The sequence below is a fragment of the Streptomyces sp. NPDC051740 genome, assembly GCF_044453165.1.
GTDB classification, from domain to species: Bacteria; Actinomycetota; Actinomycetes; order Streptomycetales; family Streptomycetaceae; genus Streptomyces; species Streptomyces atrovirens.
In genome coordinates this window covers 56,640-71,248 of the sequence record NZ_JBITCL010000004.1, presented here as the reverse complement: position 1 = coordinate 71,248, position 14,609 = coordinate 56,640, and the positions used below count along the sequence as shown (strand labels likewise).

The 14,609-nt window shown below is 69.4% G+C and carries 15 protein-coding genes and 2 pseudogenes; 6 read left to right on the top strand and 11 right to left on the bottom strand.

What is annotated here, in order from left to right:
- Nucleotides 1-90 precede the first annotated feature (90 nt).
- The 4 genes from ACIA6T_RS08375 (at nucleotide 91) to ACIA6T_RS08360 (ending at nucleotide 2,769) form a co-directional block, all read left to right on the top strand.
- The gene (locus ACIA6T_RS08375; RefSeq protein ID WP_399445773.1) at nucleotides 91-477 is read left to right on the top strand and encodes a nuclear transport factor 2 family protein; all 387 of its coding nucleotides are present in this window, start codon (nucleotides 91-93) and stop codon (nucleotides 475-477) included.
- Nucleotides 474-1,127, top strand: a complete 654-nt coding sequence (locus ACIA6T_RS08370; protein ID WP_399445772.1) for a CatB-related O-acetyltransferase — start codon at nucleotides 474-476, stop codon at nucleotides 1,125-1,127. Before ACIA6T_RS08375 ends, ACIA6T_RS08370 begins: the two co-directional genes overlap by 4 nt.
- Nucleotides 1,124-2,014 carry a virginiamycin B lyase gene (locus ACIA6T_RS08365; RefSeq protein WP_399445771.1) on the top strand — a complete coding sequence of 297 codons (891 nt, stop codon included), beginning with the start codon at nucleotides 1,124-1,126 and terminating at the stop codon, nucleotides 2,012-2,014. Before ACIA6T_RS08370 ends, ACIA6T_RS08365 begins: the two co-directional genes overlap by 4 nt.
- Nucleotides 2,015-2,109: 95 nt before the next feature.
- The gene (locus ACIA6T_RS08360; protein ID WP_399445770.1) at nucleotides 2,110-2,769 is read left to right on the top strand and encodes a DUF5701 family protein; all 660 of its coding nucleotides are present in this window, start codon (nucleotides 2,110-2,112) and stop codon (nucleotides 2,767-2,769) included.
- A 126-nt stretch (nucleotides 2,770-2,895) separates the two neighbouring features.
- On the opposite strand, the pseudogene ACIA6T_RS08355 reads toward ACIA6T_RS08360, so the two are convergent.
- From ACIA6T_RS08355 to ACIA6T_RS08310, 10 genes and pseudogenes are all read right to left on the bottom strand, one after another.
- Nucleotides 2,896-3,087 (bottom strand): annotated as a pseudogene (locus ACIA6T_RS08355) (urease accessory protein UreF); the annotation flags it as partial.
- 184 nt (nucleotides 3,088-3,271) lie between these two features.
- A pseudogene (locus tag ACIA6T_RS08350) lies at nucleotides 3,272-3,760 on the bottom strand (urease subunit alpha); the annotation flags it as partial.
- A gap of 112 nt (nucleotides 3,761-3,872) precedes the next feature.
- A complete protein-coding gene (locus ACIA6T_RS08345; protein ID WP_399445769.1) occupies nucleotides 3,873-4,838 on the bottom strand; it encodes a hypothetical protein in 966 nt (321 codons plus the stop codon).
- The gene (locus ACIA6T_RS08340) at nucleotides 4,816-5,934 is read right to left on the bottom strand and encodes a DUF3696 domain-containing protein (RefSeq protein WP_399445768.1); all 1,119 of its coding nucleotides are present in this window, start codon (nucleotides 5,932-5,934) and stop codon (nucleotides 4,816-4,818) included. Before ACIA6T_RS08340 ends, ACIA6T_RS08345 begins: the two co-directional genes overlap by 23 nt.
- Nucleotides 5,931-7,097: a DUF262 domain-containing protein gene (locus ACIA6T_RS08335; protein ID WP_399445767.1), complete on the bottom strand. Its 1,167-nt coding sequence runs from the start codon at nucleotides 7,095-7,097 to the stop codon at nucleotides 5,931-5,933. The genes ACIA6T_RS08340 and ACIA6T_RS08335 overlap by 4 nt, the downstream gene beginning before the upstream one ends.
- A gap of 45 nt (nucleotides 7,098-7,142) precedes the next feature.
- A complete protein-coding gene (locus ACIA6T_RS08330; protein WP_399445766.1) occupies nucleotides 7,143-8,891 on the bottom strand; it encodes an ABC-three component system protein in 1,749 nt (582 codons plus the stop codon).
- Nucleotides 8,891-9,136, bottom strand: coding sequence for an ABC-three component system middle component 6 (locus tag ACIA6T_RS08325; protein WP_384713803.1), 246 nt, complete (start codon nucleotides 9,134-9,136; stop codon nucleotides 8,891-8,893). Before ACIA6T_RS08325 ends, ACIA6T_RS08330 begins: the two co-directional genes overlap by 1 nt.
- 1 nt (nucleotide 9,137) lies before the next feature.
- Nucleotides 9,138-10,091 carry an ABC-three component system protein gene (locus ACIA6T_RS08320; RefSeq protein ID WP_399445765.1) on the bottom strand — a complete coding sequence of 318 codons (954 nt, stop codon included), beginning with the start codon at nucleotides 10,089-10,091 and terminating at the stop codon, nucleotides 9,138-9,140.
- A 120-nt stretch (nucleotides 10,092-10,211) separates the two neighbouring features.
- Entirely contained in the window at nucleotides 10,212-10,631 is a 420-nt protein-coding gene (locus ACIA6T_RS08315) for a hypothetical protein (protein ID WP_399445764.1), read from the bottom strand.
- Nucleotides 10,632-10,716: 85 nt separating this feature from the next.
- Nucleotides 10,717-11,160 carry an ATP-binding protein gene (locus tag ACIA6T_RS08310; protein ID WP_399445763.1) on the bottom strand — a complete coding sequence of 148 codons (444 nt, stop codon included), beginning with the start codon at nucleotides 11,158-11,160 and terminating at the stop codon, nucleotides 10,717-10,719.
- 162 nt (nucleotides 11,161-11,322) lie between these two features.
- Here ACIA6T_RS08310 and ACIA6T_RS08305 point away from each other — a divergent pair, with 162 nt between their 5' ends.
- Complete coding sequence (locus tag ACIA6T_RS08305; RefSeq protein WP_399445762.1) at nucleotides 11,323-12,165, top strand: Scr1 family TA system antitoxin-like transcriptional regulator; 843 nt, start codon at nucleotides 11,323-11,325, stop codon at nucleotides 12,163-12,165.
- Complete coding sequence (locus ACIA6T_RS08300) at nucleotides 12,162-12,368, top strand: DUF397 domain-containing protein (protein WP_399445761.1); 207 nt, start codon at nucleotides 12,162-12,164, stop codon at nucleotides 12,366-12,368. Before ACIA6T_RS08305 ends, ACIA6T_RS08300 begins: the two co-directional genes overlap by 4 nt.
- 19 nt (nucleotides 12,369-12,387) lie before the next feature.
- On the opposite strand, the gene ACIA6T_RS08295 is transcribed toward ACIA6T_RS08300, so the two are convergent.
- On the bottom strand, nucleotides 12,388-14,463 hold the full coding sequence (locus ACIA6T_RS08295; RefSeq protein ID WP_399445760.1) for a hypothetical protein: 2,076 nt from the start codon (nucleotides 14,461-14,463) through the stop codon (nucleotides 12,388-12,390).
- Nucleotides 14,464-14,609: the final 146 nt, after the last annotated feature.

Below are 14,609 nucleotides of genomic sequence, written 5' to 3'. Positions count from 1 at the left end.
GGGCCGGACTGCCGGGGCGTGACGGATTCCGCTCCCGGTCCCCGGCCCTAGCGTGGTGGAACAGGGCACGGCGGCGGAGGGAGATCGACCATGTCCGGCTTCGACGAGCTGGCCAGGCGGTACCTGGCGAGTTGGAACGAGCGCGACCCGGCCAGGCGCCGGGCGCTCGTCGACGACCTGTGGACCGACGACGCCGGGTACGTCGATCCGATCGTGGCGGCCGAGGGCCGCGACGCCATCGAGGACGTGATGGCCACGGCCCAGCGGCAGTTCCCCGGCCTGGTGTACCGGCCGGCCGGGAAGGTCGACGGCCACCACGATGTGGCCCGCCTCGCCTGGGAACTGGCGCCGGCCGGCGGCCCCGCCGTGATCGTCGGACTCGCCGTCATGGTCACCGAACGGTCACGGCTGCGCCGCGTCTACGGCTTCCTCGACCCCGTCCCCGCGGTCACCACTTCACCAGGAGCTGGAAGTTGACACCCGATCCGATGACCCTCCACCCGCTGCCGGCACATGAGCGGGTGGTGTTCCTCAAACCGCTGGTCGGCTCACCGAAGATCGTCGTGGGCGAGTACACCTACTACGACGACCCGGACGGCGCCACCGGCTTCGAACACCACAACGTCCTCTACGCCTACGGCCCGGAACGGCTGATCATCGGCAAGTACTGTGCCATCGCCACGGGCACCCGGTTCCTGATGGCGGGCGCCGACCACCCGACGATGGGTGTGTCCACCTTCCCGTTCACCATGTTCGGCGGCGAGTGGGCCGAGCGGACCCTCGACATCGTCACCGGCATGCCCAGCCGGGGCGACACCGTGGTCGGCAACGACGTCTGGTTCGGGTACCGGTCCACCGTCATGCCCGGCGTACGCATCGGTGACGGCGCCATCGTCGCCGCCGGCGCCGTCGTCACCGCGGACGTACCGCCGTACACGGTCGTCGGCGGCAATCCGGCCCGTCCGATCCGGCAGCGGTTCGACGACGCCGACATCGACCGGCTCCTGCGTGCCGCCTGGTGGGACTGGCCGACGGAGCTGGTCACCGAACACGCCCGCACCATCATGGCCGGCGCCCCGGCCGACATCGCCCGCATCGCCGCCGACCACGGACCGGAGACCGTATGACACACGTGTCGATCGAGGAACACCCCGTGGGCGGCGGCGGGCCGTACGCGATCACCACCGGCCCGGACGGCGCGCTGTGGTACACGCTGGTCCACGGCGACCGGATCGGCCGGCTGGTGCCCGGCGCCGCACCGGAGAGCCACCGGCTGGACCCGGGCTGCGGGCCGACGGTCATCACCACCGGACCGGACGGTGCCCTGTGGTTCACCGAGTACCGGGCGCACCGCATCGGCCGGATCACCACCGACGGCGCCGTCGCGGGGTTCCCGTTGCCCACCGCGGAGTGCGGGCCGTTCGGTATCGCGGCGGGGCCCGACGGGGCGCTGTGGTTCACCGAGACCGCCGCCGACCGCATCGGCCGCATCACCACCGGCGGTGAGGTCACCGAGTTCCCGCTCCCGGCCACCGGCACGTTCCCGTCCACGATCACCGCGGGACCGGACGGCGGGATGTGGTTCACCATGAACCGGGCCGACGCGGTCGGCCGGATCGGCACCGACGGCACGGTCACCGTCCACCCGCTGCCCACCCCGGGCTCCGCGCCGGTCGGCATCGCCCTCGGCCCCGACGGCGCCCTCTGGTACGTCGCTATCGCCGCCGGCCACATCGGCCGCGTCACCACCGGGGGCGAGGTCACCGAGTTCCCGCTGCCCGACCGCGCCGGCCGGCCGCACGCCATCACTCCGGGCACCGACGGCTCCCTGTGGTTCACGGAGTGGGGCGGCAACCGCGTCGGCTCCATCACCACCGAGGGCGTGATCGAGGTGCACGACCTGCCCACGTCCGGCTCGGAGCCGCACGGCATCACCCTCGGCCCCGACGGCGCCGTGTGGACGGCACTGGAGACCGGCGCCCTCGCCCGCGTCACCCCGAAACCGCTGCCGTGACCTCGGAGAAACCCTCTCCCCCGACGTTCGGCCACACGATCGTCCCCGCCGGGAACCACGAGGGCTCGGCAACCCGGACCGCCCGAAAGGACACCATGACGCACACCGCCATCGACCCCGGCACCGAGTTCGACCGGCAGGTCCGCAACCTCGTCGAACGGGACTGGCCGACGACGGCCCGCCTGACCCCGGAACAGTTCACCGCCCTGGTCGCGCCCCTGCGCGACCTCGTCACCGGCATCGGACACGGCGCATGGGCGCCGGACACCGGACGGGTCCCCTTCCTGCTCGTGGTCACCCGGGAAGTCGTCCCGATCGAGCACACGATGGCGCGCACCACCCTCCACGGAAAGACCGAGCCCGGCTTCGTGGACCGGTCCTTCGAGCCCGGCGCCCTCGAACGGTTCGTCGCCGTCGAGGAGACCGGCCTCCCCGACCGGCGCGCCTACCTGCTGTTCGACATCGAGCGCGGGGAGGAGTTCTGCGGTGCCGTGCCCAACGACGCCCTGGGCACCATCGCCGCCAGGGGACGCACCCCGCTCACCATCGAGGAGGGGATCGCGCTGATCACCCACTTCCCCGGGATCCTGGTCAAGAACAAGTGCTTCTCCCTGGGCGGTTCACGCTCCGGTGACCGCCGGGTCCCGGCGATCTGGATCAGCCGGCACGCTCCCAAACTCGGCTGGTGCTGGGAGGGCAACCCCCACACGTGGCTCGGCATGGCCTCGGCCGGCTCCCGCCGCGCCGCCGCGTAGCAGGACGACTGGAAGTTCGTCGATGAGATCGGCGTGCCCGGCGTGACGTTCTCACCTCGTGGACGACGTCGCCGCGTCGAAGACGTGGGTGAGCGCGGTGTCGAGGAGGTCGCGGAGCCGGGTCGGGGTCGGGGCGACGGCGGCGAGACCGGCGGCGGTCAGTCCGGCGGTGTGCAGCCGCCCGCGGCAGAACGCCTCCAGGCCGGCCGCGTCGTGCACGCTTCCGGAGGCGACGGCGGCCTCCATCCCGCCGGAGTGGGCGTGCCCGCCGGCGGGGAAGCGGCCGTCGGCCAGGAGGAGCAGGGCGGTGCGGCTCATGGCCCGCCTTTCGCATGAGGGCCGGGCCGGTCGACCCGGCCGGGGATCAGAACAGGAAGTACCGCTGGGCCAGGGGGAGTTCCGTCGCGTAGTTCCGTCCGACCTCCTGTCCGTCGACGCTGGTGCGGACGTCGGAGGTGGTGGCGCCGCCGATGGTGACGTCGAAGGTGTCGGGGTCGACGTCGATCAGGGTGGTCACGCCCGACGCGAGGGCCTCGTGGATCTGGCCGGGGCACAGGAAGTGCACGTGCGTGTCGACGCCGCCGGCGGTCAGGATGCGTCCCTGGCCGGAGATCACCTCCGTCTCGGGCCCCACGACGAAGGACGACGCGCGCGGGTCGGTGTTGTCGGGCGGCGTCATGGTCTCGGGGTTGTACGCCTTGCCGATCGCCTGGATCCGACCGTCGCGCAGTCCGACGTCGGCCTTGACCACACCCCAGTGGTCCAGGATCAGCGCCCCGGTGATCACCGTGTCCACCGGCTCGCGCTCATGGTCGCGCGGGATGTGCGACTGCCCCATGGACTCGCGGATCACCTTGCCGCCGCCGAAGACCATCTCGTCGCCGCTGCGGCCGGGCCCGCCGCACCAGTCCGCGTCGATCCTCAGCCGGAGGTCGGTGTCGGCGAGCGACGCGCGGGGCGAAAACGCCTTCGGGACCGTCGGCGTGGCCAACCGCCCACACCGTCACCGTGCCCGGCACCGGCGTCAGCCGCGGCACCCGGGAGTCGCCCTACGCGTTCCCGTGGCCACTCCGGACCGCGTTGATCATGTTCCTGACGACCGGTCACTCAAGGTCGAGGTGGTCGGTGAAGATGCCGATGAGGATGCGGCCACCGAGACGCTGGTCGGGCAGGCTGAAGTGGATCCTGTTGCGGTCGGGCTTCTCCTTGCCGTGCCATTCGCATCGGTAGGTCTCGTTCTGGTACTCGACGTCACGCTGCTTCATGATCTTCGGCTTGGACCGGGTGTTGGGGCTCTCCGGCGACAGGTTGAGTCCGTGGTTGCCGAGCGCGGCCTGCACGGCCCGGGTGTTGCCCGGGTTGGCCGTGTAGGCGTCCCGGAAGTGGTCGTGCACCACACCGAGGACGGCGACGACCCAGTCGCGCATGACGAGGTAGGAGCCGTCGAACTTGTTGAAGGTCAGGGAGTCCGCGAAGACGAGCTCGGGGAAGGCCTCTCGGGCGCGCGCGAAGAAGTCGTGCTCCGTCACGTTCTCCCGGCGGAACAGCTCTCTCCAGAAGTCGGGGAGCTCGGACGGGTCGCTGAAGAAGTACACGGTTGCCTCGGCCGTGGACGCCGACACCTTCCGCCAGCCGCCCGGGGCTTCGCTACGCGGGAACACGAGGCATCCGACGGTGCCGCCTTCACTGGTCCGCACCAGCGCGTAACCGAGTGACCAGGCCATCTCCCTGGTCGTTCCGTCCAGCTCCACCTCGCCGGGTAATCCCGGAAGATCCATGTCCCAGATCGGGCAGCGGTCCATCAGGCTCTGCATCCGCAGCCGCGCGTCCCGCCCCGCCTTCGGCGGTGCGCCCTCGTAGAGCACCTGGTACAGCTGTTGTCCGTCCGCGCACTCGGTCTCGGCCCACCAGGGCGACACCGCGACCGGTCGGCTCTCGCCCAACTCGGCGAGCGAGTCGCTGAAGTCGTCGAGCGCGTCGGTCAGCCGCTCCTCCGTGAGCCCCCGGAAGTCGAAGGACGACTCGTCCACGACGAACCGGTACGGCTCACCTCCCCCTGCGCCTGGCACGGGCCAGCCTCCCGAGGTCGTGCTCGATCTGGTCGAAGAAGCCCCTGGGCCATTCGGTCAGCTCACCGCTCGCCTGGAAGTCGATCGGGACGGTGCCGACCTCTTCGTCGCCGAAGTAGTGGATGACGCCCGCTTCGGGGTCGAGCACCCGGTCGTCCGCCACCGCGAGGCGCGCGCCGTTGAGGACGTGGTCGCTGTGGGTCTCCACAACGACTTGAGCGCCGCTGCCCGCGACCCGGGCCAGGAAGCGCCCGAGCTTGGACTGTCCACCGGGATGCAGATGGGCTTCCGGGTTCTCGACGATCAGCAGATCACCGGGACGGGTCAGGAGCCCCGCGACGATCACCGGAAGGGCGTACGAGAATCCGAAGCCCATGTTGGCCGGCCGGATCGCCTCGCTGAGCAGACCCGGTTCCTGGAACCGGATGGTGCTCGCGGTGATGCCCGGCGGCCACTGGGCGTTGATCTTTATCGGGCGGATGATGTCGGACGCCCAGGTCTCCACCTGGGTCCGCAGCGTGGTCACGCCGTGGGTGGCCTCCGTGCTCGGGTGCTGGAGCTCCTCGCGCACGGGCCGGGTCTCGTTGAGGGCCAGCACCTGCGCCGTGTACTCGCCCTGGACGCCTACGCCGATGAGGTCGGGGTGCTCGGCGGAGACTCCGAGCTGGTCACGCGGCCCGAGACGTTCGGCGCACAAGTAGGTGAATCCGCAGCCGCGCAGGGACAGCTCGGGCGGGCCGTCGGGCGTGCCCTTCGGGACCCGCAGGTACAGGGCCTGCTCGTCCGGCACGTGAAGGCGGTGGGTGACCGCCCGGCCGACCGTGTCGCTCTCGAGTCCGATCTCGATGCAGGAGTCGGGGGCGTCGGGGTGCAGGACCTCGGACGCCTCGCCGAGCGCGAGGCCGTACGGCCCGTTGAGCTGGACGACACCGCCGCCCCCGCCGGGCGCCTCGGCGAGCTGACGGGCGAGCAGCAGCGCCTGGATGGTGGTGCTCTTACCGGTTCCGTTGAGGCCGGTGAGGACCGTCAGGGGACGCAGCGCGAACGACGCGTCGGTGAAGCGCTTGAAGTTGCGGACACGTAATGAGGTGATCACTTGCCTGCCTCTGCGGCCTTGGCCGCTTCCTCGAACCGGTATTTCACGCGGCGCAGCCCACCGGTGGACGCGGTGATGGCTTCCAGGTAGGTGTAGTCACCGGTCATGAGCCCGCGGGCGGCTTCGACGATCGCGTCGCGCCGCTGCTCCAGGTCCTCCGGCGCATAGCGCGCGAGAACGATCGACCACGTCTCGAACAGCGCGCGGTTGATGGGGTTCTTGCCGTTGACACCGAGCGGCCATTTACGGAACGCGTACTCGCCGAACAGCAGCCGGGCGTTCTTCATCGCGCGGTCGAAATCGGCCATCAGCCGCTCGGCGTGCTCGGTGGGTACGGCCCGATCGTCGTCCAGCAGAGTCGTGGTGTGCTGGAGGAAGGGGTCCATGGCGGAGTACTTGGCGTATCCGTCGACCCCGAGCAGCCAGAAACCGGCGAACCGCAGTGCCATCTCCCGGTCGTTCATCCGGATGTGGTTGCGCCAGTTCGTCGCCCGGTTGAACTCGTCGGTCGACGTCATGCGCTTGAGGATGTCCCGGCTGCGGTCCTTGCTCATGCAGTGGCGGATCTCCTGCGCGTTCAGCGGCGTGCCGCCGGTGTTGATGCGCTTGAAGATGTCGTACATGACGTCCGGCGGCGTGGTCGGGTCGATGACGTGCGCCATGATCTGGGCGTTGTTGATCCGGCGCTTCCACGGGGCGGGCAGGTCCTCGAAGCGGGCGCCCTCGACCACCGTCGTGAGGTACTCCACGCCCTTGAGGGCGAAGCCGGACTTCTCGCCGCCGCGCACGAAGTCGTGGATGGTCGACAGCCGCTGGAGCCCGTCGACGACGCGCATGGCGCCGTCCGCGTCCTCGGCGAAGTAGAAGGCGGGCAGCGGGATCTGGAGCAGCACCGACTCGATCAGGCGTGACTTCTGCCCGAGCTTCCACACCCGGCCGCGCTGGAAGTCGGGCGCGAGCTCCAGGGTCCCGTCGTCGATCATGTCGAGGGCGTTGCGCAGTGAGAACTGCTTGCTGTTGACCCTGATCTGTTCCGGCTTCCAGGGCCGGTCGATCTCGGGCGGCGAGGTGTCGCTCTCGCTCTCCTCCTCGACGTCCAGGCCGCCTTCGACGGAGTACTCCTCCTTGATCTGCGACAGGTCTGTGGTCTCCGGGCTCGTCATGGAAATGATCGTAACCGGCGGGGCGCGCCCGTGTGAGGCTCCCGCTCAGAAGCGGAAGCCGAAGAGTCCGCCGTCGTCGTACCGGTCGTTGAGCCGCACGCTCAGCAGGTGCGGCGAGGCGTCGAAGCCCAGATGTTCCGCCTTCTGGAGGTCGTCGGAGTTGAGGGTGGCGATGTACTGCATGCCTTCGCGTTCCGTCACCTCGGCGGCCAACTCCAGGGCCCTGCGCACCTGGCGGGCGTCGACGCCGTCGAAGAGGTGGCTGTCGTGCACCAGGAAGTCGGGTCCACGGCCGTGCCGGTGCGCGACCACCGCGGTGGTGAGGTCGAAACAGAAGATCACCATGTTGCCGATGCCACGGCTGTCGTCGCTGTCCACATGCGGAACGATCTTGAGGCTGCTGGGGCCCGCGTCGAACTCCAGGTAGGCCGGACGGCCGGGTTCGTAGAGCCGTTGCGCGAACTCGGAGAAGAGCACGGTGGCCTCGTCGGTCTGCCGGGCGCGCTCGTCCAGGTCGCCCTTCAGCGCGGTCTGGAGCTGGAGACGCCTGGCCTTGATCTCCAGCGCGCCGGCCTCCAGCGTCTGCGCCGCCTCGTAGCGGTGCCGCAAGGCTTCGACGAACGCCTGTTTCTGCGCGAGGGCCTGCTGCAACGCGGTCAGCGCCTCCAGGGCCCCGCCCTCGTCGAGGGTGTGCAGCACCCTTTCCAGTTCGGTTCCCAGCGCCTCCCGCTCGGCCGCCCGCTGCGCGAGCCGTGCCTCGATCGTCCGGATCTCCTCCGCGAGGTAGCGCCTGCGGTTGCGGACGATCGACTCGTGGAAGCCCTTGACGTCGGTGAACCGGCGCTTGACCTGGTCGCCGAGGAGAATCCCCAGCTCGCGGTAGACCGGTTCGAGGTAGCGCACGTCGTGGTCGGTCGCCTCCGTCACGGCGGCCTTGAGGTCGGACAGGTTGCGGCGGTCGACGGCGTCCCGGGCGTTGGACGAACGGATGCCGCGGTCGATGTCGTCGGCCCGGCGCTTGAGCTCCTCGTACTGCGGCACGACGCGGAAGGCCTTGACCTGTTCCTCCAGGCGCCGTACCTCCTCCTCGGCGATGGTGATCTGCCCCCGCAGCTCGGACGTGCTGCCGACGATCCGCCCCCACACCGGGTCGTTGACGGCCTGTCGCAGCTGACGCCGGGTCGCCTCGCGCGCCGAGATCTCGCGGTAGCCGGCGGCCAGCTTCCAGTCCAGCCCGAGGAGGTACGCGAGGTTGGCCGCGGCGTCCGCCTCCGGCTGCTGGCCGTTGGTGCGGGTCGGCGTGTTGAAGGCGTGGCTGGAGACGCGCCGGATCAGGAAGGACAGCATCGTGCGGCCGCTGAGCCCCTTGTGCTCGTCCCGCAGGCCGAACAGCTTCTCCTCGATGAGTCTCGTCCACTCGACGGTGGCGATCACGACCGGCCCGCCGACGGAGAAGATGGCGTCGGTGTCCGGCTCGGGCCGCTGGTCCAGCAGTACGGTCTCGGGCCGCACCCCACGCCGCCGCACGGTGAGACGGCCGCCGTCGGCCCCGGGCCAGTCGAGCTCCAGGCCGAAGAAGATCTCCCGCAACTGCTTACGGGCGGCCACATGCTTCTTGTCGGCCCGTGCCCCGAACAGGAAGTGCAGCAGCTCCACCATGCTGGACTTGCCGGTGCCGTTGCGGCTGTCCTTGTCGCTGGAATCCGCTGCGGTCTCGGCGACGAGGAGGTTGAGTCCGGGGCCGAAGTCGAGGCTGCGGAACCGCGGGTCGTCGGCGGTCAGTCGGCGCAGCATCAGGGCCTCCGGGGCATCAGCAGATCGTCACGGAGTTCAACAGCGCCGAGGGCGTGCAGGACATCCAGCGCGAGCACGAACCATCCGAAGGAGACCGGAGAGCGGTGGCCGAGGGCGAGGCGGCGGTCCTTGAGCCGCGCCCACGCCTGGCTGACGGTGAGCGGTCCGTCGAGTTCCTGGAGGATCTGGGCGCCCACGGTGAGCAGCGCGCGGTCGGGGCTGATGCCCTTGGTCGGGGTGAGCATGTCAGTTCGCTCCCGAGATCCGCAGCGCGTCGCCGGACGTCCAGCCGTCCGGCGGGTTCTCGAAAACATGACAGCGCTCGAAGAAGTAGGCAAGCACCACCCAGCCGGCCTTGAGCTGCGCCAGGTGCTGGAGGCGGTTTCCGTGGATGTAGAGCTGGAGGTCGAGCAGTACGTCGGCGGGGTCGGTGTGCCGCGCCCGTGAGGCCCGGTACTCGCCGGTGAAACCCGCGGCCACCTCGTCCTCCTCGAAGGGGTCGTTCAGGCCCGCGTAGTACTCCGCGACCAGCCAGGTGTGTCCCATCCCGGTGACGAGCTCGTCCCTCTCGTCCCCGGTCACCCCGTTGAAGTCGATCTTCTGCTCGTTGACCGGGTCGAGGGCCATCAGGGGGTTGGCGGTCCGGCGGCGCTCCTTGAGGTTGTCGAGCAGCCGGGCGACCTCGTTCTCCATGCTGATACCGAAGACCTGTGCCTCGATCGGTATGTCACAGCCGAGCAGGTCCTCCACAACCTCCCGGGGATGCGGCAACAACTCCGTCCACAATCTTCTCGGGCCGATCTGCTCGAACCCGATGCCGGGGTGGTCGTTGCGCGCCTCGGCCAGGCAGGTGGCCAGCTCCGGGTGCACACCCTGCGGATCGTTGTGGACGAACACGAAGGTGCGGAACTGCCCCGGCCGCTGGCGGAGCGCCGACTCCAGGTCCTTGCGGAACTTCTTGCGGATGTCGGCGGCCTTGAAGGAACCGGGCGCGTAGCAGGCGTACAGCTTCTCCGCGTGCAGGCTCAGCCCGTCGGAGCCCTGGTCACCGAGTCGGCCGTAGGTGCGGACGTCGACGAAGTCCGGATGGCTGACGCACATCAGGTTGTGGAAGAACGTCTCGAACGACTCGCCGTGCAGGTCGGCCAGCTTCTCCCGGAATTTTAATTTGGCGTACGCCCGCTGCGCGCCGCTGTCCATGGTCCCCCACCCCTCGTGCACTGCCCTGGCCGCCGTACGGGCCGCCCCTACTGACGACGCCGCCCGCGTCCTCCCCGGCCGGGCCACGCCCTGCTCCTACCTACCCACGCCGCACTGCGGTCAGAGGTCCATCAGACGCACGCCATCCTCCGTGCACCACACGCGCATCCCGCTCTGCTGGTTGCCGGCGATGACTACGGCGGCCCGGGACGGTGTACCGAAGACCCGCAGACCTTCGACCCTCAGGTTTCCGTTGCCCAACACCTCGGCCCGGTACTCCCGCCGGAGGTTGCGGCGGTTCCACACCAGCCGCTGACCGGCTTTCAGACGGCCGTCCTTGAGGAAGTCGGCGAGCCCGTACTGCGGAAGCCCCTCCTCGCCCTGATCATCGGTCTCCGGATCGGCAGGTGTGCCGCCGGAGGCCGGGAGGTCGAGCTTGAGGAGCTTACGTAGAGCCGAGTTGGGTGTGTCCACGAGGGGCTCGGCGAGCGCCTGGAGCGCCTCGAACACCTCGTCGTCGATCCGGATCGTGCGCGTCACGCCGCTCCCCCTGTCAGCACCTGCAACATCGTGACAGTCGAGAGCGTAATGGCAAGTGCGGTGTCCGGTATTGAGATTGGCGATTTCAGGCCGGAGTGAGATCGAGCTCCGCCCAGACGGTTTTGATCACGGGATCGTCGGCCGTCCAGCCCCAGTCGGCCGCGAGGGCCTCCACGAGCAGCAGGCCCCGTCCGCCCTCCGCCTCGGGAGGTGGAGTACCGAGGGTGCCGGGGCACGGCGGCAGCCGGTCGGGGCGGATGTCGGACACGGCGATGCGGAGTCGGCCGGTTGCGGGCACGAGCGTCAGGGTGAGACGGAAGTCCCGGCCCGTGGTGCGGCCGTGGGCGATGGCGTTGGCGGCGAGTTCCGATGTGACGGCGCCGGCGTCCTCGATGACGGGCTCGGCGTGGGGGATGCCCCAGCCGAGGATCTGGCTCACGACAAGACGGCGGGCGAGGCGGGCGCCGCGTGTGGTGGGGCTGAGGAGCACGGTGAACGGGCGGACGGAGGCGGCGGTTTCTGCATTCACAGGGTGACCGTCTCGTCACTGTGCATAACTGGACAGGGAAGTTCGGCGTACCCGGGCCCGCTGTACGGGTCGCGTACGGGCTTGTACGGGTCCGGTCGCGTGTCCCCGGGCGGGCAGGCCGGGTTGGTAGGAGCAACTCGCGGATGTGGGGATGTGGTGTCGATGGCAGCCCGCCAGCAGAAGAAGCCGTGCAACAACAACAACGACAAGCCGGCGATCTGGACCGGTTACGGCAAACTGGTCAGGCTCTTCCGGGACAAGGCGGGGCTCACGCAGCAGGCGCTGGCCGATGCCGTGCAGTACTCGTACGAGCAGGTCGCGTCCATCGAGCAGGGCCGCCGCCCGGCGAAGGCGGCGTTCACGGAGGCGGCGGAGAGGGTGTTGGGGGCGGGTGGGGTGCTGGCGGCACTCCAGAGCGAGGTGGAGCGGGCAAAACTACCCGCTTTCTTCCAGGACTTCGCGCTGTTGGAGGCCGAAGCTCTCAGCCGGTTCTCCTACGATGCTCTGCTCGTGCCAGGACTGCTCCAGACCGAACGCTATGGACGTGCTCTGTTCCGTGCGCACTACCCACCGCTGAGCGACGATTCCATCGAACGGCTCACAGATGCCCGGCTGGCACGCCAGGCGTTACTGCACAGAACAACCACGTCTCTGATGCTGGTGTTCATCATCGAAGAAACCGCTCTGCGCCGACTTGTGGGCGACGAGGGAACCATGGCGGAGCAGTACGAACACCTGCTGGCACTGGCCGACTTCCGCAATGTAGAGATCCAAGTCATGCCGACCAGTCGCGGTGCCCACAGCGGGTTGAACGGCCCTATGGTGTTGCTGGAGACCCAAGACCGCCGTCAGGTCGTGTACATCGAGTCCCAGGACGTCGTCAGCGTCCTCTCAGAACGGCAACAGGTCAGCGAGTTCTGGCTGCGCTATGGCATGCTGCGGTCGCAGGCTCTCGACACAGAGGCCTCGGCAGACCTCATCAAGCAGGTGGCAGAGGAGCTATGACTACAGATCAGGCAGGCCACGCGCCCAGCCGTATGAGCTGGTTGAAAAGCAGCTACAGCGGAACCAGCGGCGGAGACTGCGTCGAGGTTGCTACTGCCTCCGCGACCGTGCACGTCCGGGACTCCAAGAACCGCGCCCTGCCCTCGATCAGCGTGGGCGCGGAGCAGTGGGCTGCGTTCGTCGGGTTCGCGGCTGACCAGTAGGCGGAGGAAGGGGGCGACGTCATCCCTTCCCGCTGCGCTCCTTCGCCCAGGCGATGTGCCGGATCAGCGCGTCGGCGTAGTACTGGGCCGGCCGGCTGTCCGGTGCCCCGTTCACGCGCCCTTCTCGGCTGCCGCCCGATCTCACCTTGCGCTCCCACTCCTCCGCCTGAGCGACAATGCGGCGCAGGCCTCGTCCCTTCGCCCCCTCCACCTCGAGAAGGACCTGCTTCGCGTGGATCAGAAGCGCGCGGACGTGGGCAACCGTGGCCGCGCCGGTGGCCTTGCGGACTTTCGCGGCCACTGCTGGGAAGGGCAGACGGGGAGGTACCTCGCGCGGCGGAGATCCGTACCACGCGAAGGCGCGGATCCTCTCCTGAGCGCACCATCGCCTGAGCGCCTCGCCGTGCTCGGCCCGGCCGAGACCGAGTTCCTCCAGGACCTCGGGGAGATACGGCAACGGTCCGCCGCCGGGCTGCCGGACGAGGACCGACAGATACGGGTGCCCTCTGCCCGGCATCAGGTCGGCCTTCACCAGCAGCTCAATGCGGTCGGCGGTGGACAGCCGGTCGAGGTCGAGCCCGGCTGCCCGCACCAGCCTCTCCCAGGTGGTCGTCGCGTTACGGCCCGCGTCCAGCAGAAGCGCTTCGCGGACCCGGGTCGCCGCATCCCGAAGCTCTGTCGCCGCGACGAGCGGCGCTGGGGTGACGGGTTCCGGGGCCGGCGCGGTGGGTTCCGGCGCCGGCGCGGTGGGTTCCGGCGCCGGTACAGCAAGCGCCTCGGACGGCTTGGGCACCTCCACCACCGCAGGTGGAGGCGACCACAGCCCGGTTCGCTGAGCCTCGTGTGCGTCGAGACGTATGAACTTGTCCCCCTGAAGCGCCCATTGTGCGCCCGTCTTCGTGTCCGGCTCTGTGACGATCAGACGTACCGGGCCCGTGAAGCGGAAGACGTTGCCGGGGGCGGGAGACGGTACGTCGTCGGGCAGTGAGAGCAAGGCCTTGACGATGCGGCTCTCGGACGGCTTCACATCGGCGAGGACGCAGTAACGGCCGTCTTGGGAGAGGTGGTCCGGGGCGCCGGTTACCGGCTCCTGGGACGACACGGCGAACGTCGGCCCACCGACGAGGAGGAAGCCCGCCGGCTTGGGCTTGGGGCGGCTGAGCCGGATGGTTTCGACCGCGGGTGTCAGTAGACCGCCGGGAGTGAGGGTGCAGTCCTCCAACGGGGCCCAGTCGATACGGCGGTCCGTGCCTTCCGTGCCGATGTGGACTCGCCGCTCGGCGCCGTCGGTCTCGCAGCGCACGCGCAGGCTGTAGCCGTGACGGCCCAGCATCTCGCGTGTGAGGGGACCGTCGTGGGTGAAGATCCAGTCGACGGTGTCGACGTCCTCGCCGAGTTCTTCGTCGGCCTTCTGCCAGGCCTGGAAGTCGAGTCCACGGGACAGGTGGAAGCGGATGCGCTGGCGGGTGCCGGGCACGTGGATGTCCAGGGCATCGCCGGGCCCGCTGCCCAGGTTGCGGAGCTGAGCGCGGCCGGGCAGTTGCTGCTTGTCGAGCCAGCGGGTGACGCCCTGCTTGATGAAGAGGTGGTCGGCGCTGTCCTCTCCGTTGTGCGTACGGAGGCAGACGGGGCGGGAGCCGTCGGGGTCGGGGTGGTGGGCGAAGTGACAGACGCGGCCGTCGCGACAGAGCCGGTCAGCGAGCCGGCGCCCGCAGCCGCCGAGGTGGATGCCGCACCAGTAGCTGTAGCGGGGGTGTCGGCGACGGTGGACGGCGAGATCGTCGGGGTCCATGGGGAGGATGATCGGTTGCTCGGAGTTCTTGTGACCGATCACGGCAGTCTGGACGAGTCGCGTGTCCTGCGAGAACGAGACCATGAGCGGTGGCTCCCGATCCAACGACGAGTGGGTTTCTTTGCTGGGCGCGGTAGTACCGCTGTTGAGCGGCGCCACCGCAGGAGTGTGCCAGGGTTGCCCCAGAAGCGAGTACTCCGCCATGAACTGCTTTGCCGGACAGAGCGACGTCGGCGTCGCCTGCCACTGTTCGGCCGGCCGCTGTACACGAGGACGGCCTGTGCGCCTTGGCGGGTCCGGCACGCCTCCGTCGTCAATGGCCGACTACAAGTTCACCACTGAACTTGCCGTGGAGATCGGCGTGGGACGAAAGTCCCCTCGGGACCGCCGGCACGGCCGCTCCACCGCCGGTGAACTCGTCTCGGTCGCGGTGATCACGTCGTACCTCT

What these genes read in the sequence shown, in the direction of transcription:
- ACIA6T_RS08330 (WP_399445766.1), bottom strand. Translation starts at nt 8,891, where the DNA reads ATGCTGCGCCGACTGACCGCCGACGACCCGCGGTTCCGCAGCCTCGAC.
- ACIA6T_RS08360 (WP_399445770.1), top strand. Translation starts at nt 2,110, where the DNA reads ATGACGCACACCGCCATCGACCCCGGCACCGAGTTCGACCGGCAGGTC.
- ACIA6T_RS08300 (WP_399445761.1), top strand. Translation starts at nt 12,162, where the DNA reads ATGACTACAGATCAGGCAGGCCACGCGCCCAGCCGTATGAGCTGGTTG.
- ACIA6T_RS08305 (WP_399445762.1), top strand. Translation starts at nt 11,323, where the DNA reads ATGGCAGCCCGCCAGCAGAAGAAGCCGTGCAACAACAACAACGACAAG.
- ACIA6T_RS08335 (WP_399445767.1), bottom strand. Translation starts at nt 7,097, where the DNA reads ATGACGAGCCCGGAGACCACAGACCTGTCGCAGATCAAGGAGGAGTAC.
- ACIA6T_RS08375 (WP_399445773.1), top strand. Translation starts at nt 91, where the DNA reads ATGTCCGGCTTCGACGAGCTGGCCAGGCGGTACCTGGCGAGTTGGAAC.
- ACIA6T_RS08320 (WP_399445765.1), bottom strand. Translation starts at nt 10,091, where the DNA reads ATGGACAGCGGCGCGCAGCGGGCGTACGCCAAATTAAAATTCCGGGAG.
- ACIA6T_RS08365 (WP_399445771.1), top strand. Translation starts at nt 1,124, where the DNA reads ATGACACACGTGTCGATCGAGGAACACCCCGTGGGCGGCGGCGGGCCG.
- ACIA6T_RS08325 (WP_384713803.1), bottom strand. Translation starts at nt 9,136, where the DNA reads ATGCTCACCCCGACCAAGGGCATCAGCCCCGACCGCGCGCTGCTCACC.